This window comes from Kitasatospora sp. NPDC004615 (assembly GCF_042873545.1).
Taxonomy (GTDB): Bacteria; Actinomycetota; Actinomycetes; order Streptomycetales; family Streptomycetaceae; genus Kitasatospora.
In genome coordinates, this window is sequence record NZ_JBIALQ010000006.1 from 444,384 (window position 1) to 468,233 (window position 23,850).

Annotated in this window: 22 protein-coding genes and 1 pseudogene; 9 read left to right on the forward strand and 14 right to left on the reverse strand. The window is 72.9% G+C overall.

The window, feature by feature from the left end:
- Positions 1-57: 57 nt before the first annotated feature.
- Entirely contained in the window at positions 58-831 is a 774-nt protein-coding gene (locus ACFYS8_RS23135; protein ID WP_387643574.1) for a 3-hydroxybutyrate dehydrogenase, read from the reverse strand.
- Between the two features lie 298 nt (positions 832-1,129).
- Between ACFYS8_RS23135 and ACFYS8_RS23140 the strand changes: the two genes are divergently transcribed.
- Positions 1,130-2,731, forward strand: coding sequence for a regulator (locus ACFYS8_RS23140; protein ID WP_387643576.1), 1,602 nt, complete (start codon positions 1,130-1,132; stop codon positions 2,729-2,731).
- A gap of 137 nt (positions 2,732-2,868) precedes the next feature.
- Here ACFYS8_RS23140 and ACFYS8_RS23145 read toward each other — a convergent pair whose 3' ends face one another.
- Complete coding sequence (locus tag ACFYS8_RS23145; RefSeq protein WP_387643578.1) at positions 2,869-4,182, reverse strand: NAD(P)/FAD-dependent oxidoreductase; 1,314 nt, start codon at positions 4,180-4,182, stop codon at positions 2,869-2,871.
- Between the two features lie 320 nt (positions 4,183-4,502).
- Positions 4,503-5,432: a TIGR01777 family oxidoreductase gene (locus tag ACFYS8_RS23150; protein WP_387643580.1), complete on the reverse strand. Its 930-nt coding sequence runs from the start codon at positions 5,430-5,432 to the stop codon at positions 4,503-4,505.
- A gap of 94 nt (positions 5,433-5,526) precedes the next feature.
- Here ACFYS8_RS23150 and ACFYS8_RS23155 point away from each other — a divergent pair, with 94 nt between their 5' ends.
- Positions 5,527-6,030: a GNAT family N-acetyltransferase gene (locus ACFYS8_RS23155; RefSeq protein ID WP_387643582.1), complete on the forward strand. Its 504-nt coding sequence runs from the start codon at positions 5,527-5,529 to the stop codon at positions 6,028-6,030.
- Between the two features lie 113 nt (positions 6,031-6,143).
- Here ACFYS8_RS23155 and ACFYS8_RS23160 read toward each other — a convergent pair whose 3' ends face one another.
- The 7 genes and pseudogenes from ACFYS8_RS23160 to cobU all read right to left on the reverse strand — a co-directional run.
- The gene (locus tag ACFYS8_RS23160; RefSeq protein WP_387643584.1) at positions 6,144-6,659 is read right to left on the reverse strand and encodes a DUF4240 domain-containing protein; all 516 of its coding nucleotides are present in this window, start codon (positions 6,657-6,659) and stop codon (positions 6,144-6,146) included.
- Positions 6,660-6,800: 141 nt separating this feature from the next.
- The gene (gene sucB / locus ACFYS8_RS23165) at positions 6,801-8,627 is read right to left on the reverse strand and encodes a 2-oxoglutarate dehydrogenase, E2 component, dihydrolipoamide succinyltransferase (RefSeq protein ID WP_387643586.1); all 1,827 of its coding nucleotides are present in this window, start codon (positions 8,625-8,627) and stop codon (positions 6,801-6,803) included.
- A gap of 58 nt (positions 8,628-8,685) precedes the next feature.
- The gene (gene lpdA / locus ACFYS8_RS23170; protein WP_387643588.1) at positions 8,686-10,074 is read right to left on the reverse strand and encodes a dihydrolipoyl dehydrogenase; all 1,389 of its coding nucleotides are present in this window, start codon (positions 10,072-10,074) and stop codon (positions 8,686-8,688) included.
- Positions 10,075-10,461: 387 nt separating this feature from the next.
- Positions 10,462-11,958 carry a leucyl aminopeptidase gene (locus ACFYS8_RS23175; RefSeq protein ID WP_387643590.1) on the reverse strand — a complete coding sequence of 499 codons (1,497 nt, stop codon included), beginning with the start codon at positions 11,956-11,958 and terminating at the stop codon, positions 10,462-10,464.
- 212 nt (positions 11,959-12,170) lie between these two features.
- Entirely contained in the window at positions 12,171-12,926 is a 756-nt protein-coding gene (locus ACFYS8_RS23180; protein WP_387643858.1) for an adenosylcobinamide-GDP ribazoletransferase, read from the reverse strand.
- A gap of 140 nt (positions 12,927-13,066) precedes the next feature.
- A complete protein-coding gene (locus ACFYS8_RS23185) occupies positions 13,067-14,185 on the reverse strand; it encodes a nicotinate-nucleotide--dimethylbenzimidazole phosphoribosyltransferase (protein ID WP_387643592.1) in 1,119 nt (372 codons plus the stop codon).
- Between the two features lie 11 nt (positions 14,186-14,196).
- A pseudogene (cobU, locus tag ACFYS8_RS23190) lies at positions 14,197-14,745 on the reverse strand (bifunctional adenosylcobinamide kinase/adenosylcobinamide-phosphate guanylyltransferase); the annotation flags it as partial.
- A 107-nt stretch (positions 14,746-14,852) separates the two neighbouring features.
- Here cobU and ACFYS8_RS23195 point away from each other — a divergent pair.
- Positions 14,853-15,050: a hypothetical protein gene (locus tag ACFYS8_RS23195; RefSeq protein WP_387643594.1), complete on the forward strand. Its 198-nt coding sequence runs from the start codon at positions 14,853-14,855 to the stop codon at positions 15,048-15,050.
- Positions 15,051-15,061: 11 nt separating this feature from the next.
- On the opposite strand, the gene ACFYS8_RS23200 is transcribed toward ACFYS8_RS23195, so the two are convergent.
- Together ACFYS8_RS23200 and ACFYS8_RS23205 are read right to left on the reverse strand one after the other, a co-directional pair.
- Complete coding sequence (locus ACFYS8_RS23200) at positions 15,062-15,754, reverse strand: class I SAM-dependent methyltransferase (protein WP_387643597.1); 693 nt, start codon at positions 15,752-15,754, stop codon at positions 15,062-15,064.
- 203 nt (positions 15,755-15,957) lie between these two features.
- Positions 15,958-16,557 carry a DUF3043 domain-containing protein gene (locus ACFYS8_RS23205; protein WP_387643599.1) on the reverse strand — a complete coding sequence of 200 codons (600 nt, stop codon included), beginning with the start codon at positions 16,555-16,557 and terminating at the stop codon, positions 15,958-15,960.
- Between the two features lie 219 nt (positions 16,558-16,776).
- On the opposite strand from ACFYS8_RS23205, the gene ACFYS8_RS23210 reads away from it, so the two are divergent.
- Together ACFYS8_RS23210 and ACFYS8_RS23215 are read left to right on the forward strand one after the other, a co-directional pair.
- A complete protein-coding gene (locus tag ACFYS8_RS23210; RefSeq protein WP_387643602.1) occupies positions 16,777-17,553 on the forward strand; it encodes a PspA/IM30 family protein in 777 nt (258 codons plus the stop codon).
- A gap of 27 nt (positions 17,554-17,580) precedes the next feature.
- Positions 17,581-17,874 (forward strand): hypothetical protein, encoded by a 294-nt coding sequence (locus tag ACFYS8_RS23215; protein ID WP_387643605.1) that lies wholly within the window; start codon positions 17,581-17,583, stop codon positions 17,872-17,874.
- Between the two features lie 88 nt (positions 17,875-17,962).
- Here the strand turns inward: ACFYS8_RS23215 and nadA are convergent, their stop codons facing one another.
- Complete coding sequence (nadA, locus tag ACFYS8_RS23220; protein ID WP_387643608.1) at positions 17,963-19,144, reverse strand: quinolinate synthase NadA; 1,182 nt, start codon at positions 19,142-19,144, stop codon at positions 17,963-17,965.
- A 186-nt stretch (positions 19,145-19,330) separates the two neighbouring features.
- Between nadA and ACFYS8_RS23225 the strand changes: the two genes are divergently transcribed.
- The 3 genes from ACFYS8_RS23225 (at position 19,331) to ACFYS8_RS23235 (ending at position 22,324) form a co-directional block, all read left to right on the forward strand.
- Positions 19,331-20,257 carry an NADP-dependent oxidoreductase gene (locus tag ACFYS8_RS23225; RefSeq protein ID WP_387643610.1) on the forward strand — a complete coding sequence of 309 codons (927 nt, stop codon included), beginning with the start codon at positions 19,331-19,333 and terminating at the stop codon, positions 20,255-20,257.
- A 100-nt stretch (positions 20,258-20,357) separates the two neighbouring features.
- Complete coding sequence (locus tag ACFYS8_RS23230; RefSeq protein ID WP_387643612.1) at positions 20,358-20,819, forward strand: Lrp/AsnC family transcriptional regulator; 462 nt, start codon at positions 20,358-20,360, stop codon at positions 20,817-20,819.
- Positions 20,820-20,956: 137 nt separating this feature from the next.
- Positions 20,957-22,324, forward strand: coding sequence for a pyridoxal phosphate-dependent decarboxylase family protein (locus ACFYS8_RS23235; protein WP_387643615.1), 1,368 nt, complete (start codon positions 20,957-20,959; stop codon positions 22,322-22,324).
- A gap of 23 nt (positions 22,325-22,347) precedes the next feature.
- On the opposite strand, the gene ACFYS8_RS23240 is transcribed toward ACFYS8_RS23235, so the two are convergent.
- Positions 22,348-23,229, reverse strand: a complete 882-nt coding sequence (locus ACFYS8_RS23240) for a GNAT family N-acetyltransferase (RefSeq protein WP_387643617.1) — start codon at positions 23,227-23,229, stop codon at positions 22,348-22,350.
- A 205-nt stretch (positions 23,230-23,434) separates the two neighbouring features.
- Here ACFYS8_RS23240 and erpA point away from each other — a divergent pair, with 205 nt between their 5' ends.
- On the forward strand, positions 23,435-23,788 hold the full coding sequence (gene erpA, locus ACFYS8_RS23245; protein WP_387643620.1) for an iron-sulfur cluster insertion protein ErpA: 354 nt from the start codon (positions 23,435-23,437) through the stop codon (positions 23,786-23,788).
- Positions 23,789-23,850: the final 62 nt, after the last annotated feature.

Consider the following 23,850-nt stretch of genomic DNA (forward strand, 5'->3'; position numbering starts at 1 on the left):
TGCAGGAGGTGGGGGGTGAGGGAGAGTCAGGACCCTATCGGCCCGTTTCGGCCGGACTCAGTGCGCGGTCCAGCCGCCGTCCACCGGCAGGCTCGCGCCGGTGATGTAGGAGGCGTTCGGCGTGCACAGCCACACCGCCAGCTGCGCCACCTCCTCCGGTTCGATCAGTCGCTTCACGGCGGTGCGGTCGAGCATGATCTGCTCCACCACCTCGTCCTCGTGGATGCCGTGCGCCAGCGCCTGCGCGGCGATCTGCTTCTCCACCAGCGCGGTGCGCACGTACGCCGGGTTGATGCAGTTGCTGGTCACCCCGTACGGGGCGCCCTCCAGCGCGACCGTCTTGCTCAGGCCCTCCAGCCCGTGCTTGGCCGTCACGTAGGCCGACTTGAAGGCGCTGGCGCGCAGGCCGTGCACCGAGGAGATGTTGACCACCCGGCCCCACTCGCGCGCGTACATGTGCGGCAGGGTGCGGCGCAGGATCCGGAACGGGGCCTCCACCATGACCCGCTGGATCAGCGTGAACCGCTCCATCGGGAACTCGTGCACCGGCGCGACGTGCTGCAGGCCGGCGTTGTTGACCACGATGTCCGCGTCGGCGGGCAGCGCGTCCACCGCCTCCGGGTCCGACAGGTCGGTCACGTGCGCGACCCCGCCGATCCGCTCCGCCAGCTCCTCGGCGGGCGCGGCGGCCAGGTCGACGACGTACACGCGCGCGCCGGCCGCGGCGAACGCCTCCGCGCAAGCCTTGCCGATGCCGGAGGCGGCGCCGGTGACCAGCGCGGTGCGGCCGAGCAGCGGGGGCTGGGGGAGGGAGGCAGAAGTGGTGTCCATGGCCGAGAACGGTAGGAATCCGCGGCCCCCGCAACGATGTGGGCGAACACCACAGCATCCCTGCCATGCATGGTGGCACGCGCCATGCCGTCCGAACGCGGGCAACGGCCCTCGAACTCAAACACGCGGCACCCGGGCTTCCTCAGAACGGGCGGGCCTGGTTCACCCGTTCGGAGGATCGATGGGCCGAATCCACCCATAGCGCCCCAATGCTCGCTACATTCGCGCCGATTCCCGATCAGGGGGCGCTGTCCCGGGCAGGAGGGGCCGGAACGGTGCCTGAGAGGTGTGGACTGCTATGCCCCAACGGCCAGTAATCGACAGCCCGGCGTACCGACCGCTCGACCCGCTCGACCCGCGTCAAACCGGAGCGGCCGAGACCCCTTCGCGCGCCGCCGAGCCGGCCGACGCAGCGTCGGGCGGGCGCGCCCAGAACCCCCAACTCGCGGCACTCATCGAGGAGTCCGGCTTCTCGCACGCCGGCCTCGCCCGCCGGGTCGACCAACTCGGCCTGGAACACGGCCTCGACCTGCGGTACGACAAGACCTCCGTGACGCGCTGGCTGCGCGGCCAGCAGCCGCGCGGCGCCACCCCGGCGCTGATCGCCGAGGTCTTCACCCGCCGCCTCGGCCGCCGCCTCACCGCCCAGGACGTCGGCCTGGACGCCTGCGCCCCGGTCTACGCCGGGCTGGAGTTCGCCGAGACCCCGCAGGAGGCCGTCGACATCGTCGCCTCCATGTGGCGCAAGGACAACGGCCCCTACGCCGAACTGCGCAAGATCGCCTTCACCCCCGCCGGACTGGTCGTCCCCAGCCGCGACTGGCTGATCGGCCGCACCGACGAACGCGTCGCCCGGGACGGCACCACCCTCAGCGCCGAGGAACTGCGCACACCCCCGCCGGGCCCCCGCGTCCCCCAGCAGGGCGCCCGCCGCCCCACCGGCGGCACCCTCGAACCCGCCGCCGCAGACCCCCGCGAGGCCCGTCCCCCCGTCCGGGTCGGCCGCGGCGACATCGCCGCCATCCGCGCCGTCGGAGACCTCTTCCGGGCCCTCGACCACGCCTACGGCGGCGGCCACGCCCGGCAGGCGCTGGTCCGCTACCTGGAGAGCGAGGCCGAACCCATGCTCCGCGGCCGCTACGGCGAACAGATCGGCCGCGCCCTGTTCGGCGCCGTCGCCGACCTGACCAGGCTGGCCGGCTGGACGTCCTTCGACATCGCCGCGCACGGCCTCGCCCAGCGCTACTTCGTCCAGGCCCTGCGCCTCTCCCAGGCGGCCGGAGACCGGATCCTCGGCGGCTTCGTCCTGACCACCATGAGCCAGCAGGCCGTCCACCTCGGCCACGCCCGGGAAGCCATCCAGCTCGCCCGGGTCGCCCAACAGGGCGTCGGCACCACCGCCGCACCCGTCGTCCAGGCCCTGATGCACGCCGCCGAGGCCCGCGGCCACGCCCTGGCCGGCGACGTCCGGGCCTGCACCACCGCCCTGGTCCGCTGCGAACGGGCCCTCGCCACCGCCCGCAGCGGCGACGACGTCCCGTCCTGGGCCCGCTACTTCGACGACGCCCAACTCGCCGACGAGTTCGCCCACTGCTACCGCGACCTCCAGCAGTGGCGCCCCGCCGCCCAGCACGCCGAGAAGTCCCTGCGCCTGCGCGCCCCCGCGTACGCCCGCAGCCGCATCCTGTGCCGCCTCGTCCTCGCCTCCGCCCGCCTCGGCATGGGAGACGTCGACGAGTCCTGCTCGATGGCCACCGACAGCCTCCGCGCCGCCGGCGAAATGCGCTCCGCCCGCACCGTCGAATACCTCCGAGACTTCCACCGCCGCCTGGCCCCCTACCGCACCACCCCCGCGGCCCGCGCCTTCGAGGAGGCGACCCGGCAGGCGGGAGTGATCTAGGGTCCCGCAGGGGCCAGGGGGACGAGCCATCAGGGGCCCGGGGAACGGCGGGGCCGAGTCTGCGGATGAGCAACGGGGCGCTGAGCGTTCCGCCGTTTCTGGTCCCCGCCTCGACCTCCAGTCCCCCGGGCCCCTGACTACGCTGCCGCCTCCACCACCGAGGGTTCCGCCCGTACCCCCAGGTCGCGCAGCACCGCGCTCGCGGCCCGCCGGCCAGAGGCAAGTGCGCCCTGGATGGTCCCGGTGTCCCGGTGGTCGCCGCACACGTAGAGGCCGGCCAGGAGCCGGACTGAGCGGCGGAAGTGGTGCGGCGGGGGCATCGAGACCACCGCGTCGGGGACGTGGCGGACGGTCAGGAACTCCCATCCGGCGGTGGAGGTGCCGTACAGCTCGGCCAGCCGTCGCCGCACCACCGGCTCGTCGCCGGACGGGCCGCCGGAGTCGAAGGCGCGGCGGCCGAGGACGGTGGTGGCGATCAGGGCCCGGCCGTCGGGGGCGTAGGACGGGTCGGCGTCGCTGAGGACCAGTGAGTGGGAGATGCCGGTGCGTTCGGCGTCCAACAGCAGCAGTGGTTCGCCCAGCGGCGAGCGGTTGGCGGCGTGGTAGTAGGTGGTGACGGGGTGGAACCCGGGCTGCCGCAGGCCGGGGAGGAACGTGGTGGCGGTCGCGGCGTCGGTGGCGACGATCACCGCGCGGGCCCGGATCCGGCCGTGCGCGGCGGTCTCCACGCCGTCCGTGCCGACCGAGGTGACGGTGACGCCGGTACGCAGGGTGCCCTCCGGGAGCCTCGCCGCCAACTCGGTGGCGACGGCGCCGATCCCGGCGGCGGGGACGCACAGCCGGCCGCGGGCGTAGGCGCGGAGCACCAGGTCGGCGACCCGGCTGGAGGTGCCGAGTGCCGGGTCGGAGAGCAGCGCGGCGAGCAGCGGCCGCAGGAAGCCGTCCACGGTGCGGCCGGGCAGGCCGCGGTCGGCCAGCGCCCGGGCGGCGGTGGTCTCGTGACGGGTCAGCAGCCGGGGGGTGGGGGTGGCGGCGAGCCGGGCGAGTGCGCCGGCCAGCCGGGCCCGGTCCAGTGGGGTGCCGAGCGGGCTGCGGGTGGCGGCCTGCCGGGCGGGGGTGAGCTGGGGGTCGCCGACCCGGTAGGTGCGGCCGCTGCTGTGCATCAGGACGCCGGGGGCGAGCGGGCGCAGGTCCAGCCGGTCGACGTCCAGGTGGCGGCCGAGTTCGGGGAACGCGGTGTTCAGCAGGTGGCCGCCGAGCTCGAGGCGGAAGCCGTCGAGTTCCCGGGTGGCCGTGCGGCCGCCGACGCGTTCGGTGGCCTCCAGGACCTGGACGTGCAGGCCCTGGGCGGTGAGCGCGGTGGCGGCGGTCAGCCCGGCGAGGCCTGCGCCGACCACGATCGCGTCGGGGTCGGTGGCGTGGACACGGCTGATGAAGTCATGTGCGGGCACGAGTGGGTGCTCCCTCCCTGGCGGAGCCCTCCGCTGCCGCCGCGCGCGGCAGCGCCCGCGAGTGAGCGGGTGGGTGCCGGGGCGGGCAGCGGGGAGCGAGGACAACTTGGTCCGTCGAAGGTGATGCCCCGTCACCCGGCCACCCAGACCGCCGGCCGCCACCCAATCGGTTCATACCACTGGCGGGGGAGACACGGTGGGGCGGCTCCGTCACCCACCGTGCGCCAAACGGGGCGCGCGAGGCGGGAGTGGGCGCGCACGGTCACCGTTCACGCCCCACGCGCCGTCCCTGTGCACCTGTGCGCCCCCTCGACGCTCCGTCAGTGCCCGGGCCGCCCGAGCGCCGCCGCCACGATCGACGCCAGATCCGGGTGACGGAACTCGAATCCCGCCTCCACCAGGGCTTTCGGTACCACCCGGTGACTGCCGACCACCTCGACCGCCATCTCCCCGAGCACTGCGCGCAGTGTCCACTCCGGCACCGCGAACACCGCGGGTCGCCCCAGTTGCCTGGCCAGCTCTGCGGTCAGCTCACCGTTGGTGACGGGATCGGGCCCGGCAAGGTTGACAGGGCCGCTGATGTCCTGGTGGTCGATCAGGAAACGGAGCGCGGCCACCTCGTCGGCCAGCGAGATCAGGCTCCAGTACTGCTTGCCGTTGCCGAGCCGACCGCCCAGGCCGAGTTTGAACAGCGGCAGCAGCCGGGCCCCCGCGCCGCCCTTCGGGTCGAGCACCAGCCCGGTGCGCGGGTGCACCACCCGGATCCCGGCCGCCGCGGCGGGCTGCGCGGCCCGCTCCCACTCCTGGCACACCTCGGACAGGAAGTCGCTGCCGCTGGGCGCCTGTTCGTCGATCAGCTGGTCCCCGGTCTGCCCGTACCAGCCGACCGCGGAGGCGCTGACCAGCACCTTCGGCGGGGTCTTCAGCCGGGCCAGCGCGGCGGCCAGCGTCTCGGTGCCGAGCACCCGGCTGTCCCGGATCTCCCGCCGGTAGGCGTCCGACCAGCGCCGGTCCCCGACGCCCGCCCCGGCCAGGTGCACCACCGCGTCGACGCCCTCCAGCGCGGCGTCGTCGATCTGCATCAGGAGCGGGTTCCACCCCACCCCGACCGTCCCGTCCGGCTGCGGGCCGGTGCGCGAACGCCGCCGCACCAGCCGCAGCACCTCGTGCCCGTCCCCGACCAAGGAGCCCACCAGCGCGGACCCGATCAACCCCGTGGAACCTGTCACCGCGATACGCATACCGGCCATCCTCGCAGCCCTTACCGGCCCGCCCGGGCAGCCGGGCCGCCCGCCCGCGAGCGGGGCGACAATTCCCGGCAGGATCCGCGGGCGAGCGCCTAGCATGGCCGCCATGCCATCGACCAATCCGATCATCCGACCCGCTGCGGAGCAGGACGAGCAGGCGATCCGCGCCCTCGACCACGCCACCTGGTCCACGCTCAGCGAGGTCGCCCCGAAGGGCGCCGCCGACGCGCCGGTCTTCGACCAGCAGCACCCGCCCGAGCAGTACCTGCTCGCCGAACTCGACGGCCGCATCGTCGGCTACATCCGTCAGTTGCAGGAGATCCCGCTGGCCTCCAGCGCCCACGTCCGCCAGATCCAGGGCCTGGCGGTGCACCCGGAGGCCCGCGGCCGGGGCATCGGCGACGCCCTGATCACCGCCGCCTGCGACGCCGCCCGCACCGCAGGCGCCCGCCGGATGACCCTGCGGGTGCTCAGCCACAACGCGCCCGCCCGCCGCCTGTACGAGCGCAACGGCTTCCAGGTGCTCGGCGTGCTGCCCGAGCACTTCCTGCTGGACGGCGCCTACGTGGACGACGTCTGGATGGGCCGCGCCCTGCACTGACCGCACGGAGCCGGTGGCGGGCCCGCACCCGGACGGCCGCCACCCGCCCCGCCCAACAGGCCGTCACCCGTCCCGCACCCGGACGGCCGCCACCCGCCCCGCCCAACAGGCCGTCAGTCCCCGTACAGCTCCCACAGCCGCGGGTAACGGGCCGCCATCGCCGCCTTGTCCGCGAAGTCGAACGGGACGCCCTGCGGCGCGGGGGGCTGACGCACCCCCAGGTCCGGCAGCGGCAGCCCGGTCAGCCGCTCGTACGCCTCGTCGGCGGCGTACCCGAGCTCCTCCGCGTCGCCGTCCTCCTCGTCGTCGAAGTCCGGTAGCAGGCCCGCGAGTTGGTCCGGCTCGTGCACCCCGCCCTCGAACACCTCCCGGCCCTGGCCGATCAGCCAGCAGCGGAAGTAGTCGAAGCTGTCCTCGGAGGCCCCGCCCAGCAGCAGGTACGCGGCGCCCCACAGCTCAACCGTGTACGCCCGCTGGAACCGCGCCTCGAACTGCCGGGCGAAGTCCAGCACATCGTCCGGGGTCAGCCCCATCAGCCGCTCCACCAGGGACTGCGCCTGCTCGTCCGGGTCACCCCCGGCCGCGTCCCGGGAGTCGTCGATCAGCTGCCAGAATGCCGTCTCGTCCATCACCGCTCCAGCATCCACAATCCGCACCGCGCCCGCACCCGATCGCACCGCTGACGGCACAGCCCGACAAGTGCCCGGACACGCCGAAGCCCCGCACCGTCCGGGGACGGTGCGGGGCTTCCGGACGAAACCGGGGATGCCTTACAGGCCGAGCTCGACCTCGAACTCGCCGGCCTCCAGGATCTCCTTGACCGCGACCAGGTAGCGGGCGGCGTCCGCGCCGTCCACCAGGCGGTGGTCGTAGGAGAGCGACAGGTAGGTCATGTCGCGGATGCCGATGGCGGTGCCGCCGTCGGCCTCGATCACCACGGGGCGCTTCACGGTCGCGCCGATGCCCAGGATGGCGGCCTGGTTCGGCGGAACGATGACGGTGTCGAACAGCGCACCGCGCGAACCGGTGTTGGAGATGGTGAAGGTCGCACCGGACAGCTCGTCCGGGGTGATCTTGTTGCCGCGGACCTTCGACGCCAGCTCCGCGGTCTTCTTCGAGATACCGGCGATGTTCAGGTCGCCCGCACCCTTGATGACCGGGGTCATCAGACCCTTCTCGGAGTCCACCGCGATACCGATGTTCTCGGTGTCGAAGTAGGTGATGGTGCCCTCGGCCTCGTTGATCCGGGCGTTGATGCCCGCGTGGGCCTTCAGCGCCTGGGCGGCGGCCTTCACGAAGAACGGCATCGGGGACAGCTTCACGCCCTCGCGGGCCAGGAAGGAGTCCTTCGCCTTCGCGCGCAGCGACATGATCTTGGTGACGTCCACCTCGACCACGCTGGTCAGCTGCGCCTGCTCGTGCAGGGCCTTCATCATGTTGTCGCCGATGACCTTGCGCATGCGGGTCATCTTGACGGTCTGGCCACGCAGCGCGGACGGCGCGGCGGCGGCCTTCGCCGGGGCAGCGGCGGCAGCGGGGGCGGCGGCGACCGGAGCCGGCGCTGCCTTCGCGGCCTCGGCGGCGGCGATCACGTCCTGCTTGCGGATGCGGCCACCGACGCCGGTACCGGCGACCGAGGCCAGCGCGACACCGTGCTCGGCGGCGAGCTTGCGCACCAGCGGGGTGACGTAGGCGTCACCGGCGTCCGCGACCGGAGCGGCAGCGGCCGGGGCGGCGGCAACCGGAGCCGGAGCGGCGACCGGAGCGGCCGGAGCCGGGGCGACCGGGGCGGCGGGCGCGACCGGCGCGGGGGCCGGGGCAGCGACCGGAGCCGGAGCAGCAGCCACCGGAGCCGGAGCGGCCGGAGCCGGAGCCGGAGCGGCCGGAGCGGCCGGAGTGGCGGCCGGGGCCGGAGCAGCGGGAGCGGCCGGAGCGGCGGCCGGGGCAGCGGCGACCGCACCCGCGGCGCCGATCAGCGCCAGCTGGGCGCCGACCTCGGCGGTCTCATCCTCGCCGACCAGGATCTTCACCAGGGTGCCCGCCACGGGGGAGGGGATCTCGGTGTCGACCTTGTCGGTGGAGACCTCGAGCAGCGGCTCGTCGACCTCGACGGTGTCACCCTCGGCCTTCAGCCAGCGGGTGACGGTGCCCTCGGTGACCGACTCGCCCAGCGCGGGCAGCACCACCGGGGTGGCGTCGGCGGCCGGAGCGGCGGCAACCGGAGCGGCGGCCGGGGCCTCGGCGACCGGCGCGGGAGCCGCGGGGGCCTCCGCAACCGGAGCAACCGGAGCGGCCTCGGCAACCGGCGCGGCCGGGGCCTCGGCGGCGGCCGGGGCCGGAGCGGCAGCCGGGGCGCCGGAGCCGTCGTCGATGACCGCCAGCTCGGCGCCCACCTCGACGGTCTCGTCCTCGCCGACCTTGATCGCGGCCAGGATGCCGGAGGCCGGCGCCGGGATCTCGGTGTCGACCTTGTCGGTGGAGACCTCGAGCAGCGGCTCGTCCATCTCCACGCGCTCACCCTCGGCCTTCAGCCAGCGGGTGACGGTGCCTTCGGTCACGCTCTCGCCCAGCGCGGGCAGTGTTACTGAGACCGCCATGGTTCCAGCGACTCCTATCAAGTCTTGCGTTCAGGAATGAAGGGGGACGGGGGCGCGATCAGTCGTGCGCGTGCAGCGGCTTGCCGGCCAGCGCGAGGTGGGCCTCGCCCAGGGCCTCGGACTGGCTCGGGTGCGCGTGGATCAGCTGCGCGACCTCGGCGGGCAGGGCCTCCCAGTTGTAGATCAGCTGGGCTTCGCCGACCTGCTCGCCCATGCGGGCGCCGACCATGTGGACACCCACGACGGCGCCGTCCTTGACCTGGACCAGCTTGATCTCGCCGGCGGTCTTGAGGATCTTGCTCTTGCCGTTGCCCGCCAGGTTGTACTTGAGGGTGACGACCTTCTCCTTGCCGTACTGCTCGACGGCCTTGGCCTCGGTCAGGCCGACGGAGGCGACCTCCGGGTTGGAGTACGTCACCCGCGGGATGCCGTCGTAGTCGATCGGGACGACCTTGAGGCCGGCGATCCGCTCGGCCACCAGGATGCCCTCGGCGAAGCCGACGTGGGCCAGCTGCAGGGTCGGGACCAGGTCGCCGACGGCGGAGATGGTCGGCACGTTGGTGCGCAGGTACTCGTCGACCAGGACGTAGCCGCGGTCCATCGCGACGCCCTGCTCCTCGTAGCCCAGGCCGGTCGAGACCGGGCCGCGGCCGATGGCGACGAGCAGCACGTCGGCCTCGATGGTCTTGCCGTTCTCGGTGGAGACCTTGACGCCCTCGGCGGTGTACTCCACGCCGGAGAAGCGGGACTTCAGCTCGAACTTGATGCCGCGCTTACGGAACGCGCGCTCCAGCAGCTTGGAGGAGTTCTCGTCCTCCAGCGGCACCAGGTGCGGCAGGCCCTCGACGATGGTGACGTCGACGCCGAAGGACTTCCAGACCGAGGCGAACTCGCAGCCGATGACGCCGCCGCCGAGGATGATCGCCGACTTCGGGATGTAGTCCAGCTTCAGCGCGTGGTCGGACGAGATGATCCGGTCGCCGTCGATGTCCAGGCCCGGGATCGAGCGCGGCACGGAGCCGGTGGCGAGGACGATGTGGCGGCCCTCGATGCGCTGGCCGTTGACGTCCACCGAGGTCTGCGAGGACAGCCGGCCCTCGCCCTGGATGAAGGTGACCTTGCGGGAGGCGACCAGGCCCTGCAGGCCCTTGTACAGGCCGGCGACGACGTCGTCCTTGTACTTGTGGACGCCCTTGATGTCGATGCCCTGGAAGGTGGCCAGGACGCCGAAGTCGGCGGCCTCGCGGGTCTCGTCGGCGACCTCGGCGGCGTGCAGCAGCGCCTTGGTCGGGATGCAGCCGCGGTGCAGGCAGGTGCCGCCCAGCTCACCCTTCTCGATCAGCGCGACGCTCAGGCCCAGCTGAGCGCCGCGGAGGGCCGCGGCGTAGCCGCCGCTTCCGCCGCCGAGAATGACTACGTCGAAAACGGTGCTGGCGTCGTTCGCCACGTCACGTCCTCCATGCAAAAGGTGCGGATCGCCGGGCCGGTCGCGGTCCGGTGGGTGAGAGCCCTTGTAAGGGCGCCCAGTCGTGCCGGAAATACATCTTTGCACTTGTTGGCGGCGGGTGGCGTCGGAGGGTGCCCCGGCCCGGGCCCGGTGCGGCGCGCGGAGCGGTGGGGTGACCCGCTCCCGGAGGTATCGTCCCAGCTCACGGGCGTGAAATCGGCAATCGGAGGTAGTCCGTTCGGGGGGCTTCGCCGTAGCAGTTCCGCTCTGCGGAATCAAGTTTCGCCGGAGGCGAACAGTCGGCCGGGTTGGCGCGGCTGCTACTGGCTGGTAATGCACGTGGGGCCCGGCACCATCGGTGCCGGGCCCCACGCGTCGATCAACGGGTCACTTGCCCGCGGCGGTGTCCTCCGCGAAGCGGACCAGGGTGCGCACCGCGCTGGCGGTGCCGCCCTTCGGGGTGTAGCCGGACGCGGCACCCTCGTTGAACGCCGGGCCGGCGATGTCCAGGTGCGCCCAGTCGATGCCCTCGGCGACGAACTCCTTCAGGAACAGACCGGCCACCAGGCCGCCGCCCATCCGCTCGCCCATGTTCGCCAGGTCCGCGACGGTCGACTCGACCATGCCCTTGCGCAGGTCGGCCGGCAGCGGCATCGGCCAGGAGGCCTCGCCCACCGCGCCCGCGGTCTCGTGCAGCTTGGTGCGCAGCTCGTCGTCGTTGGCCATCACACCGAAGGTGCGGCTGCCCAGCGCCACCATCATGGCGCCGGTCAGGGTCGCCACGTCGATGATCACGTCGGGCTGCTCCTCGCCGGCCCGGACGATCGCGTCGGCCAGCACCAGGCGGCCCTCGGCGTCGGTGTTCAGCACCTCGACGGTCTTGCCGCCGTACATCCGCAGCACGTCGCCGGGGCGGGTCGCGGTGCCGGACGGCATGTTCTCCGCCAGCGCCAGCCACGCCGTCACGTTGACCTGCAGACCCAGGCGCTTGGCGGCGACCACGGCGGCGAACACCGCGGCGGCACCGGCCATGTCGCACTTCATGGTCTCGTTGTGACCGGCCGGCTTCAGCGAGATGCCGCCCGAGTCGTAGGTGATGCCCTTGCCGACGAACGCCAGCGAGGCCTGCGCCTTCGGGTGGGTGTAGGCCACCTTCACCAGCCGCGGCGGGTTGGCCGAGCCGGTGCCGACGCCGAGGATGCCGCCGAAGCCGCCCTTGGTCAGCGCCTTCTCGTCCAGCACCTCGACCTTCAGGCCGTGCTCCTTGCCGGCCGCCTGGGCGATCGCGGCGAAGGACTTCGGGTTCAGGTCGTTCGGGGCGGTGTTGACCAGGTCACGGGCCCGGTTCATCTCCTCGCCGAGCGCCGTGGCGCGCTCGACGGCGGCCTTGGCGTCCTTCGAGCCCTTGCGGTCGGCCAGCACGACCAGCTCGGCGACGGGGGCCTTCGCCACCTCGGCCTTGTAGGTGCCGAACGCGTACGAGCCGAGCAGGGCGCCCAGCGCGACCGCCTCGACGTCCTCGGCGGAGGCGGCCGGCAGCGCCAGCGCGACCTTCTTCGAACCGGCCAGGGTGCGGGCGGCCGTACCGGCGGCCTTGCGCAGCTCCTCGGCGCCGAACGCGCCGTCGGCGGCGTCGCCCAGGCCGACGGCCAGCACCAGCGGCGCCTTCAGCCCGGCCGGAGCGGCAAGCTTGACCGCCTCACCCTCGGCACCGGTGGCGCCCAGGGTGGTGAGGACCTCGGCCAGCTTGCCCTCGAACGCCTCGACGACCGCCTCGGCGCCGGCTGCCACGATCAGGCCCTTGGGGCCCTTCGCGACACCGATCACCAGGGCATCCGCGCGCAGGCTCGCGGCGGAGGAGGTGCTCACAGACAGTGCAGTCACGGCAAATGCGTCCTGTTCTTTCGCGGTCCACGGCCGGTGACGGCTCCATTGCCGACCGGCAAACCCAGGCAGACTCCGCGGCAAAACGGGGCATGGGGCCAGGGTGCTCACCGCATGGTAGTCCGCATATTGGGATCTCGCCGCCCCGCCTACCCCCGTGCACGAACCGCCGCAACTCGTGACGGTGAGTGAGTTCCCGCGCGGACGCGCCGTCATGTCAGCGCGAGTGCCACCAGCGCCGCCGTCGCCGAGGTCTCCACCAGCGCCCCCAGCACGTCACCCGTCACCCCGCCGAAGCGCCGCACACACCGCCGCAGCAGGCCCGCCGCGACCACCGACCCGAGCAGCACGGCCACCCCGCACTGCCACCGCAACGCCGCCGCCGCACCCGCCACCAGCAGCGTCACGACGACCGCCGACACCGGACGCACCGTGCCGGCCACCATCGCCCCCAGCCCCCCGGGCCGGGCGGCCGGAACCGACCGCAGACACCCCCACGCCAGCGCGACCCGCCCCGCCGTCGCCGCGACGGCCGCGGCGAGCGCCCCGCGCCACAGCGAGACCCCGAACTGGCCTGCCAGCACAGCGACTTGAGCGAACATCAGCAGCACCAGCGTCAGCACGCCGAACGGGCCGATGTCCGACTGCTTCATGATCCGCAACGCGTCCTCGGCAGGCTTGCCACTCCCCAGCCCGTCCGCGACATCCGCGACCCCGTCCAGATGGAGCCCCCGCGTCACCACCGCCCCGACAGCCACCACCGCGACCGCCCCCGACAACGCCCCGCCCCGCCACGCGACCAGCGCCCCCACCGCGCCCGCCAACACCCCGACCACAACCCCGACCACCGGCGCCACCACCATGGCCACCCCACCGGCCGCCCGGTCCCACCGGTGCACCCGCACCCGAAACACCGTCAACGTCCCGAACGCGAACCTGAGCCCGTCAACTGCCCCCACACGCTCCACCGAGAGACTCTCCGCGCGCTCGGCCCCCGGCTGCGCGTTCTCGTTGCTCACCAGCCAGGCCTCTCACGTGCAAGTTCTCATCGGCGAAGGGCTCTTCGACGGCTCTCTCCCGCTTCGCGCAGTTCTCGCGCCCGCCCGCGCTAGTACCGGCCCAACAGCTCCGCCGCCGTAGGCAGCTTCGCCGGTGCCCGCGGCGGCAGCGGCTTCGCGCTCGGGACGGCCGTCGGCTCGGCGAGGGTGTCGGTCGCGGCCTGCAGGAGCGGCAGTGCCAGCACCGCGGAGATGCCCTCGCCCATGGTGACGCCGGTGTCCTGGAGCGGGGTCAGGGTGAGGCGGTCGTACGCCTTGGCCTGGGCGGGCTCGCCCGTGAGCGCGGCGGCCTGCCACCACTCGGGGGCGCGGAAGGCGATCCGCTGCGCGACCAGCGCGCAGGCCGCGGTGACCACCCCGTCGAGGACGATGGGGAGCTTGCGGACGGCGGCCTGCAGCAGGAACCCGGTGATCGCCGCGAAGTCCGCGCCGCCGGTCGCGGCGAGCAGCGCGAGCTGGTCGCCGAGTACGGGGCGGGCCCGGCGCAGCGCGTCGCGGATGGTGGCGCACTTGACCATCCAGACCCGGTCGTCGATGCCGGAGCCGCGGCCGGTGACGGCGGCGGCGTCGGTGCCGCAGAGGGCGCCGATCAGGACGGCGGCGACGGTGGTGGAGCCGACGCCGAGGTCGCCGAGCAGGACCAGGTCGGTTCCGGCGTCGGCCTCTTCGTCGGCGACGGCCATGCCGGCTCGGAAGGCCCGGGTGGCTTCGTCGAGGCTGAGCGCGTTCTCGATGTCGATCCGGCCGGAGCCGCGCCGGACGCGGTGGCGGACGACCTCTTCGGGGAACTCGGCGGGGTCGGCGTCCACCGCGATGTCGACCACCCGGACGTCCGCGCCGTAGCGGCGGGCCAGTACGGAGACCGGCGCGGTGCCGTCGAGCACGGCGCGGACCCGGTCGGCGGTGCCGCCGCGGGCGTCGAGGGTGGAGATGCCGAGCGAGGCGACGCCGTGGTCGGCGGCGAACAGCAGGACCCGGCTGTTGCGCAGCGGGCGGGTCGGTGCCTCGCCCTGCGCGGACGCCAGCCAGGCCGCCAGCTCCTGGAGCCGGCCCAGGCCGCCGCGCGGCATGGCCAACTGCTGCCAGCGCTCCTCGGCGCCGCGCCGCGCACTCTCGTCAGGCCGTTCGACGAGCGAGGAGAAAGTGTCGAGATCCACGGTGGTGTCCATCGCTCGGCAATCTACACGGCCACCGCTTTGATGGTCAGCACCTGTCCGGCGACCACCAGCAGCACCTGCTCGGAGGCGTCGGCGACGGCCATGTTGAGTCGTCCGAGGGTGTCCCGGAAGCGCCGCCCGGAGGCGGTGGCGGGGACGACGCCCATGCCGACCTCGTTGGAGACCGCGACGACGGTTCGCCGGGTGGCGGCCCAGGCCGCGGCCAGTGCCGCGCAGCGCGTTTCGACGGCCTCCCGGCCGCCGGCCGTCCACCGTTCGTCGTCCCAGGCGTCGTGCTCGTCCATCACGGCGGTCAGCCACAGCGCCAGGCAGTCGATCAGTACCGGTGCGGGGTCGGTGTCGTCGGCGAGCACGGCTTCCAGCTCGCAGGTCTCCGCGGTGCGCCAGCCGTCGGGTCGGCGGGAGCGGTGCAGTGCGACGCGGTGTGCCCAGTCGGTGTCGCCGTCGCGGGTGCCGGAGGTGGCGACGTACAGGACGTCGGGATGCGGGGCGAGCAGCTGTTCGGCGTGGGTGGACTTGCCGGAGCGGGCGCCGCCGAGCAGCAGGGTGCGGGGGAGTGCCATGCGATCATCCTGCCGGACGGCGCATGCCCGTATCCCAGCTGGGCACGCTACTGTCGCAACCCTTCAGCAGCAGCGTTGACCCGGAGGAGCCCGGCATGGTGTGGACCTGGCGGTACGAGAAGAGCGACGGCGCCGTGGTGGCCCAGGACGGCGCCGAGGAGTTCTCCAGCCAGGGCGACGCGGAGACCTGGATCGGCGAGGAGTGGAAGACGCTGCTGGACGACGGCGTCGACCGGGTGGTGCTGGTCGAGGACGGCCGCGACATCTACCCGATGAGCCTGCACGAAGGCTGACGCCCGTCGCGCTACTTGGCGCCGACCACGTGCAGCAGCGCCGCGACGTGCCGGTACGGGTCCTGCTTGCCGGCCCGTTCCTCGGCGTCGAGCAGCTGGCCGAGCTGGCGGCCGTCCACCGGGGCGGCCTCGTCCGGCATGGTGTCGGTGAACACCCGCACCCCGTACCAGTGGCGGACGGGGACGGCGAACTCGGCGAGCGTGGTGGAGAGTTCGGCGAGCCGGTCGGCGCGGGCGGGCAGGCCGAGGCGGTTGGTGTAGCGGGTGCTGTCGAAGGCTTCCTGGCAGGCCCGCCAGTCGCCGGTCAGCCCGGCCCGCATGGCCAGCGCGTCGCCGTTGCGGACCAGCAGGGAGAGCAGCCCGCCGGGGGCCAGGATGCGGGCCACCGAGGCGAGCATCGGGTCCGGGTCGGGCAGGTACATCAGGGTGCCGTGGCAGAGCACCAGGTCGAAGCTGCGCGGTCCGAACCAGCGGCCGACCTGGTGGCCGTCGCCGGTGAGCAGCTGGACCCGGTCGCGGACCTCGGGCGGTTCGGCGGCCAGCGCCTCGTGGACGACGGCGAGCATCTCCGGGTCCGGGTCGATGCCGGTGACGAAGTGCCCGGCGCGGGCCAGGCGCAGCGCCTGGGTGCCCTCGGCGCAGCCGACGTCCAGCACTCGCAGCGCGGTGCCGCGGGTGAGCTGTTCGGCGAGCTGACGGGTCACCAGTTCCTGGCGGACCAGGTTGTGCAGTCCGCCGTGCCGCTCCAGCCATTCGCCGGCCCCGCTGTGGTACGGCCCGCCGCGGGCGGGCAGCCGGCCGTGCCGGCCGCGCGGCAGCCCGTGCTGGGCGGGGATGCCCGGCGTGCCGAAGGCCCCGACCGGCTGCTGCGCCGGCGGGGCCCAGTACGGCGGAACCGCTTCCGCGGTCAGGGCCGCTCGCCCCGCTTGACCATGGGCTTGGGCAGCCGCAGGCGGCGCATCTGCAGGGTGCGCATCAGGCCGTACATCACGGCGCCGCCGGTGTTGTCGTTCGGGAAGCGCTCGGCGAGGCCCTTGCGCAGCGTGAAGCCGAGCCGGACGAAGTCGAGGATGACCACCACGAAGAAGATCATGAACAGCAGCGTGGACATCAGCTGCAGGGACTGCACCTTGGTGATGCTGAGCACCAGCACCACGACGGCGTACGGCAGGAAGAACTCGGCCGCGGCCCAGCGGGAGTCCACGAAGTCGCGGACGTAGCGCCGTACCGGGCCCTTGTCGCGGGCCGGCAGGGCGCGCTCGTCACCCTCGAGCAGCGCGGTGCGCTGCTTCTCGCGCTCGGCGCGCATCCGCTCGCGGGCCTGCCTGGCGGCCTCCTTGCGGTCCTTGGGAACGGAGACCCGGGTCTTCCGGTGGGCCTCGGCCTCACTGCGCTTGGGCGTGGGCCGGCCCTTCGGGGCCTGCGGGTCGCGGGGCAGCCGCTCTTCCTCCTTCGTCAACGTGACGGACGAGGAGGCGGCGGAGTCATCGGAGCGGCGTCGAAACACACTCCCAGCGTACGGGTTGACCGGCCGCTTTCCGGCCCGGCCCCGGATGCGAACCGATATCGATCGTGAGGACGATGCCGAACGGCCGCTCGCTGTAGCAGCATTGTTGCTGGCTGGTGGACTGCGCCGGGGACCCCGTCGCGCATACACTCGACCTGTCACGAGACGCAAACCCAGGCCCGAAGAAGGGGGCTATCGAGGCCCATGAGCGACGGAATCATGAAGCGTATGGGGCTGATCTTCCGCTCCAAGGCGAACAAGGCCTTGGACCGGGCGGAGGACCCGCGCGAAACGCTCGACTACTCCTACCAGAAGCAGCTGGAACTGCTGCAGAAGGTGCGCAGGGGCGTCGCCGACGTGGCCACCTCCCGCAAGCGCCTGGAGCTCCAGCTGACGCAGCTGCAGCAGCAGTCCTCCAAGTACGAGGACCAGGGCCGCAAGGCGCTGTCCCTCGGCCGTGAGGACCTGGCGCGCGAGGCGCTCAGCCGCAAGGCCAACCTGCAGTCCCAGATCACCGACCTGGAGACGCAGTACCAGGCCCTGCAGGCCGAGGAGGAGAAGCTCACGCTCGCCTCCCAGCGCCTCCAGGCCAAGGTGGACGCCTTCCGTACCAAGAAGGAGACCATCAAGGCCACCTACACCGCCGCCCAGGCGCAGACCCGGATCGCCGAGTCCTTCTCCGGCATCTCGGAGGAGATGGGCGATGTCGGCCTGGCGATCCAGCGGGCCGAGGACAAGACCGCGCAGATGCAGGCCCGCGCGGGCGCGATCGACGAGCTGCTGGCCTCCGGCGCGCTCGACGACGCCAGCGGCCTCGGCCGCAAGGACGACATCGAGGCCGAGCTGGAGCGGGTGGCCGGCGGCAGCGACGTCGAGCTGGAGCTGGCCCGGATGAAGGCCGAGCTGACGGGCGGCACCCCCGCCTCGCAGCCGCAGGCGATCGAGCAGGGGAAGAACGACACCCCGCCGCCGCCCACCATCAACTACCGCAAGTAAGCCCGCGAGCAGGGGAGACGCACCAGCATGATCATGCGGGTCTTGGGTGAGGGGCAGTTCGAGGTCGCGGAGGGCGACCTGAACCGGCTGAACCAGCTGGACGACGATCTGCTTCAGGCCGTCGAGGCGGGCGACGAGGAGGCCTTCAAGGCCGCTCTCGGCAGCCTGCTGGCGGCCGTCCGGGAGGTCGGTACGCCGGTGCCGGCGGAGTCGTTGGAGCCGTCGGACCTGATCCTGCCGGACGCCGAGGCGTCCCTGGAGCAGGTTCGCGAGCTGCTGCGTGCCGAGGGTGACGGTCTGATCCCGGGCATCCCGGAGTAGTTCGGGCGCCGTTCGTGACGAGAGGGCGGGCACCCCCCCAGGGGGTGCCCGCCCTCTCGCGTGCCCGAAGCCGGCTTGCGGCGAACCGTTACGGCAGGGCCAGCATGCGGTCCAGCGCGGCCTTGGCGTACTTCTCGGTCTCCGCGTCCACCGTGATCACGTTCGGGACCCGGCCCTCGGCGAGCGACTCCAGCGCCCACACCAGGTGCGGCAGGTCGATCCGGTTCATGGTGGAGCAGAAGCACACGGTGCGGTCGAGGAAGACGACCTCCTTGTCCGGGTGCGCCTTGGCCAGGCGGCGGACCAGGTTCAGCTCGGTGCCGATGGCCCACTTGGAGCCGGGCTCGGCGGCGTCCAGCGCCTTGATGATGTACTCGGTCGAGCCGACCTGGTCGGCGGCGGTGACCACCTCGTGCCGGCACTCGGGGTGCACCAGGACGTTGACGCCGGGGATCCGCTCGCGAACCTCGTTGACCGAGTCCAGGTTGAACCGGCCGTGCACCGAGCAGTGGCCGCGCCACAGGATCATCTTCGCGTCCCGCAGCTGCTCGGCGGTCAGGCCGCCGTTCGGCTTGTGCGGGTTGTAGAGGACGCAGTCCTCCAGCGCGAAGCCCATCTCCAGCACCGCGGTGTTGCGGCCCAGGTGCTGGTCCGGCAGGAACAGCACCTTCTCTCCCTGCTCGAACGCCCACTCCAGCGCCCGCTTGGCGTTGGAGGAGGTGCAGATGGTGCCGCCGTGCTTGCCGGTGAAGGCCTTGATGTCGGCGGAGGAGTTCATGTACGAGACCGGGACGGTGACGTCGGCGATGCCCGCGTCGGTGAGCACGTCCCAGCACTCGGCGACCTGCTCGGCGGTGGCCATGTCGGCCATCGAGCAGCCCGCGGCGAGGTCCGGCAGCACGACCTGCTGGCGCTCGGAGGTGAGGATGTCGGCGGACTCGGCCATGAAGTGCACGCCGCAGAAGACGATGTACTCGGCCTCCGGGCGGGCCGCGGCGTCCCGGGCCAGCTTGAAGGAGTCGCCGGTGACGTCGGCGAACTCGATGACCTCGTCGCGCTGGTAGTGGTGGCCCAGGATGAAGACCCGGTCGCCCAGCTTCTCCTTGGCGGCGCGGGCGCGCGCCACCAGGTCCGGGTCGGAGGCGGCGGGCAGATCGCCGGGGCACTCCACGCCGCGCTCGCTGTTCGGGTCGGCCTCCCGGCCGAGCAGCAGCAGGGCGAGCGGCGAGGCGGTGGGGTCGACGCCGTAGGTCTCGGTGGTGGTGGTCACGGGCGGCTGCCCTCCTGATGCGGCCGGATCGTTTTCGAACACAGCCTTCTCGTCTATCTGACGCTATCTATGATAACCGGTTCTCGTCAGCCTGACGATGGCCATTCTGTCGATGTGACGAGAACCGCTCACCGGGATGGATGCTTCCCGCGCGAGAACCTGCCGTGCCCCCGGTTGGCTGGACCCATGAAGGCAATCGCGATCAACCGCTACGGCGGACCCGACGTGGTCGAGTACACCGAACTCCCGGACCCCAAGGTCGGCCCCGACTCCGTACTCGTCCGCACCCGCGCGGTCGGCGTCAACCCCGTCGACTGGAAGATCCGCGAAGGGCACCTCGACGGCATCCTCGACGTGTGCTTCCCGCTGATCATGGGCTTCGACCTGGCCGGCGTGGTGCAGGCGGTCGGCGGGGCCGTCACCGAGTTCCGGCCCGGGGACGAGGTGATCGGCTACGTCCGAAAGGACGTCATCGGCTACGGCACCTACGCCGAACTCGTCGCCGCCCCCGTCCGCACGCTGGCCCGCAAACCCGCCGCGCTCGGCTGGGCCGAGGCCGGCGGCCTGCCCACTGCCGGGCTCACCGCGCAACAGGCGCTGGTGAACGCACTGCGGCTGCGCCGCGGCGAGAGCGTGCTGATCCACGCCGCGGCGGGCGGCGTCGGCTCGCTCGCCGTCCAGATCGCCACCGCCCTCGGGGCCCGGGTGATCGGCACCGCCGGGCCGCACAACCACACCTACCTGCGCGGCCTCGGCGCCGAACCCGTCGAGTACGGCCAGGGCCTGGCCGAACGCGTCCGCGCCCTCGCCCCCGATGGGGTGGACGCGGTGCTCGACCTGGTCGGCGGCGACGCCCTCGACGTCTCCACCGCCCTGGTCAAGGACCCGGCCCGGATCGCCTCCTCCGTCGATTACCGGGTCACCGGGCTCGGCGGCCACTACATCTGGACCCGCCCCGACCCCGACGACCTCGCCGCCGTCGCCCGGCTCGCCGACGACGGGCTGCTCACCGTCCCGGTCGCCTCCACCTTCCCGCTCGGCCAGGCCGCCTCCGCCCAGGCCCTCAACGCGGAAGGGCGCACCCGCGGCAAGATCGTTCTGCTGGTGGACTGAACGGACACCCGGCGTCGGCGAGAATGGGCCCGCAGAGTCCGCCCCTGTGCGGGGGCCGCGGCTCGAACCCTCACACCCGTACCACCCGTGGAGCCCCGCCATGAGCACCCACCGGCCGCCCGACCTCGGCCAGGCGGGTTTCGACGACACCGACCGCCTGCTGCTCGAGCACCTCAGCCGCGACGGCCGCGCCTCCTACGCCGAGATCGGGCTGCTCACCAACCTGTCCGCCACCGCCGTCCGCCGCCGCATCGACCGGCTGCGGGCGCGCGGCGTGGTCCGCGGCTTCACCGTGGTGCTCGACCCCGCGCTGCTCGGCTGGGGCACCGAGGCGTTCGTCGAGGTCTACTGCCGGGCCCGCACCTCGCCCGAGGAACTGCTCGCCTCGCTGCGCCAGTTCCCCGAGGTCGCCGCCGCCTGGACGGTCACCGGCGACCCCGACGCCCTGGTCCACCTGCGGGCCGCCGACACCCGCCACCTGGAAGCCGTCATCGAACGCATCCGCAAGGAGCCCGGCGTCCAGCGCAGCCGTTCCTCGGTCGTGCTCTCTCAGTTGATCTGACGCAGGAATCCTGCGCGGCCCCCCTCGAACACGCACGAAACCGGCCCTGACCGGCCCCGTTCCGACGCGCGCCCGCCCGGCACCGCTGCCTACGCTGATCATGACCCCCACGCACCGCAGCAGCGAAGAGGACACCCGTGTACGCAGCCCCCGACCGCATGCACAAGCCGGACGCCGAACTGGTCGAGCTGGTCTTCGACTACATGCGCGAACGGCTGCAGTACGACCCCGTGCCGCTCGACCACCCCGGCGACGGCGCCCACCTGCGGGAAGTCCTTGCCGGACTGCTCAACGACCACGGCAACAACCCCGCCGACGTGCTCAAGCTGTACGACCACGAGCTGTCCCGCGCCGTCATCTCCGCCGACAGCCCGCGCTACCTGTCCTTCATCCCGTGCGCCCCCACCAAGGCCGCCCTGCTGTTCGACATGGTGGTCTCCTGCGCCTCCCTGCAGGGCATCTCCTGGCTGGAGGCGGCCGGCGCGATCGCCGCCGAGAACCAGGTGCTGCGGCTGATAGCCGACCGGGCCGGCCTGCCCGCCACCGCCGGTGGCGTCTTCGTCTCCGGCGGCTCGGCCGGCAACCTGTCCGCGCTGGTGGTCGCCCGCGACACCGCCCGCCGCCGCTTGGGCGTCGGTCCGGACGCCCGGCTGCGGATTGCCGTCGCCGACCAGGTGCACTCCTCGGTCAAGAACACCTTCAACATCATCGGCGTCGAGGCCTTCCCCGTCCCCGCCGTCGACCGCCGCCTCACCGGCGCCGCCCTGCGCGCCGCCCTCGACGCCGACCCGCACCCCGAGACCGTCATCGCCGTGGTCGGCACCGCCGGCACCACCAACGAAGGCATCATCGACGACCTCGAGGGCATCGCCGAGGTCGCCCGCGAACGCGAGCTCTGGTTCCACGTGGACGGCGCGTACGGCGGCGCCGGACTGTTCGCCCCCTCGGTGCGCGAGCGCTACAACGGCATCGAGCACGCCGACTCCTTCGTGGTCGACCCGCACAAGTGGCTGTTCGCCCCGTTCGACTGCGCCGCGCTGCTCTACCGCGACCCGCGCCTGGCCCGCGCCGTGCACACCCAGGACGCCGGCTACCTGGACGTCCTGCACACCGAGGGCGACGAGTGGAACCCCACCGACTACGCCTACCACCTCACCCGGCGCGCCCGCGGCCTCCCGCTCTGGTTCTCGCTCGCCGTCCACGGCGTCCAGGCATACACCGACGCCATCGAGACCGGCCTGCGGCTGGCCCAGGACACCGCGCAGCTGATCCGCGACACCGAGCACCTCGAACTGCTCCACGACCCGCAGCTGTCCGCGGTCTGCTTCCGCCGCACCGGCTGGACCCACGACGACTACTACCGCTGGTCCCGGCAGCTGCTCGCCGACCAGATCGGCTTCGTCACCCCCACCGGCTGGGACGGCGAGACGGTCGCCCGGTTCGCCTTCCTGCACCCCGGCACCACCATGGAGATGGTCCAGGAGATCCTCGACACCATGCGCTGACCGGTCGGCGGACCGAACGGCGGCTACAGGTAGCCGCCGTTCGGGATGTACGGGGCCGGTGGGCGCATCCCGCGGACCGCCAGGTAGCCGCGGGTGGTCAGCGACAGCCCCAGGTCCAGGCCCACGTCCACCGCCCACTCCTGCTCGGCGGTCAGGAACTCCACGTCCGCGTCGGTGCCCTCCGGCACCCGGGCCAGTGCCTCCCGCAGCAGCCGGGCGGCGATCCGCTTCGAGGTGGCGGCCACCAGCTGGACGGTGCCGCCGTCCCGGTAGCAGTAGCCGGTGCCGGCCAGGGTGTCCGCGATCAGCAGCTCCTCGAAGTGCGCCAGCATGAACGCGTGGTCCGGGCCGTGCGCCGCGCCCCGCAGCCGCCGGTCCACCGAGTCCAGCAGGTGCAGGTGCGAGGCGTTGCCCGCGTGCACCGGAATGTCCCCCGGGTCCAGCAGCCGCTCCCGGTCCACCCGGCCGGTCAGCCGCATCGTCGGGTGCAGCGTGAACCCGGCCGCCCGGTAGCGGCGCGCGGCCGCGGGCGACGGCGAGGCGCACAGCATCCCGCGCAGACAGCCCCGCCCGTACGCGGCGGCCCGTTCCAGCAGCAGCCGCCCCACGCCCTGCCCCTGCGCGGACGGCAGCACCACGAACAGCGCCAGCACCCACACGCCCTCACGGCGCAGCGACAGCGCCGCCCCCACCGGCTCACCGTCCTGCTCGGCGATCCAGCACCCCTGCGGGTCGGTGACGGCCAGGTGCCGCGAACGCGCGAGCCGGCGGATCCGGGACGGCGCGTCCGCCGGCTCCGGCTCGGCGTCCGCCGGCCGGCCGTCCAGGTCGCGGAACGCCGCCCGGGAGACCCGGTTCACTGCTTCGGCGTCCTCGGCGGTGTCTCTCAGCTGACGAATGATCACCGTCACATCCTGCTGTGCCCGCCGTGCGGGCGGTAGCGGTTTGGCCGAGCGACCGGTGACCGCCCCCGCCCGGTGTGCGAGCATGGGATACGTGGGGGAGTGGGCGACGAAAAATGTCCCCCGAACGCACCACCTTCCGGAAATGAATCCGGGAGGCCGCTGGTTGGCACTGGCGGATCACAGTCGTCACAGACCGGGAGTAAGCATGACCGTCCAGGACGAGACCACCGTCGAGAGTGGCATCCTCCTCACCGATGCCGCCGCGGCCAAGGTCAAGGGCCTGCTGGAGCAGGAGGGCCGCGAGGACCTCGCTCTGCGCGTCGCCGTGCAGCCCGGCGGCTGCTCGGGCCTGCGTTACCAGCTGTTCTTCGACGAGCGTTCGCTGGACGGCGACGTCGTCAAGGACTTCAACGGTGTCAAGGTCGTCACCGACCGGATGAGCGCCCCGTACCTGGGCGGCGCCACCGTCGACTTCGTCGACACCATCGAGAAGCAGGGCTTCACCATCGACAACCCGAACGCCACCGGCTCCTGCGCCTGCGGCGACTCGTTCAGCTAAGCCCTATTACGGCGCGAACGACGAGGGCGGCTCCCCACCAGGGGGGCCGCCCTCGGGGCTTT

Bases quoted from the DNA above. Each gene is read 5' to 3' on its own strand.
- ACFYS8_RS23135 (WP_387643574.1), bottom strand. From the start codon at position 831: ATGGACACCACTTCTGCCTCCCTCCCCCAGCCCCCGCTGCTCGGCCGC.
- ACFYS8_RS23140 (WP_387643576.1), top strand. From the start codon at position 1,130: ATGCCCCAACGGCCAGTAATCGACAGCCCGGCGTACCGACCGCTCGAC.
- ACFYS8_RS23150 (WP_387643580.1), bottom strand. From the start codon at position 5,432: ATGGCCGGTATGCGTATCGCGGTGACAGGTTCCACGGGGTTGATCGGG.
- ACFYS8_RS23155 (WP_387643582.1), top strand. From the start codon at position 5,527: ATGGCCGCCATGCCATCGACCAATCCGATCATCCGACCCGCTGCGGAG.
- ACFYS8_RS23160 (WP_387643584.1), bottom strand. From the start codon at position 6,659: ATGGACGAGACGGCATTCTGGCAGCTGATCGACGACTCCCGGGACGCG.
- sucB (WP_387643586.1), bottom strand. From the start codon at position 8,627: ATGGCGGTCTCAGTAACACTGCCCGCGCTGGGCGAGAGCGTGACCGAA.
- ACFYS8_RS23185 (WP_387643592.1), bottom strand. From the start codon at position 14,185: ATGGACACCACCGTGGATCTCGACACTTTCTCCTCGCTCGTCGAACGG.
- ACFYS8_RS23195 (WP_387643594.1), top strand. From the start codon at position 14,853: ATGGTGTGGACCTGGCGGTACGAGAAGAGCGACGGCGCCGTGGTGGCC.
- ACFYS8_RS23210 (WP_387643602.1), top strand. From the start codon at position 16,777: ATGAAGCGTATGGGGCTGATCTTCCGCTCCAAGGCGAACAAGGCCTTG.
- ACFYS8_RS23215 (WP_387643605.1), top strand. From the start codon at position 17,581: ATGATCATGCGGGTCTTGGGTGAGGGGCAGTTCGAGGTCGCGGAGGGC.
- ACFYS8_RS23225 (WP_387643610.1), top strand. From the start codon at position 19,331: ATGAAGGCAATCGCGATCAACCGCTACGGCGGACCCGACGTGGTCGAG.
- ACFYS8_RS23230 (WP_387643612.1), top strand. From the start codon at position 20,358: ATGAGCACCCACCGGCCGCCCGACCTCGGCCAGGCGGGTTTCGACGAC.
- erpA (WP_387643620.1), top strand. From the start codon at position 23,435: ATGACCGTCCAGGACGAGACCACCGTCGAGAGTGGCATCCTCCTCACC.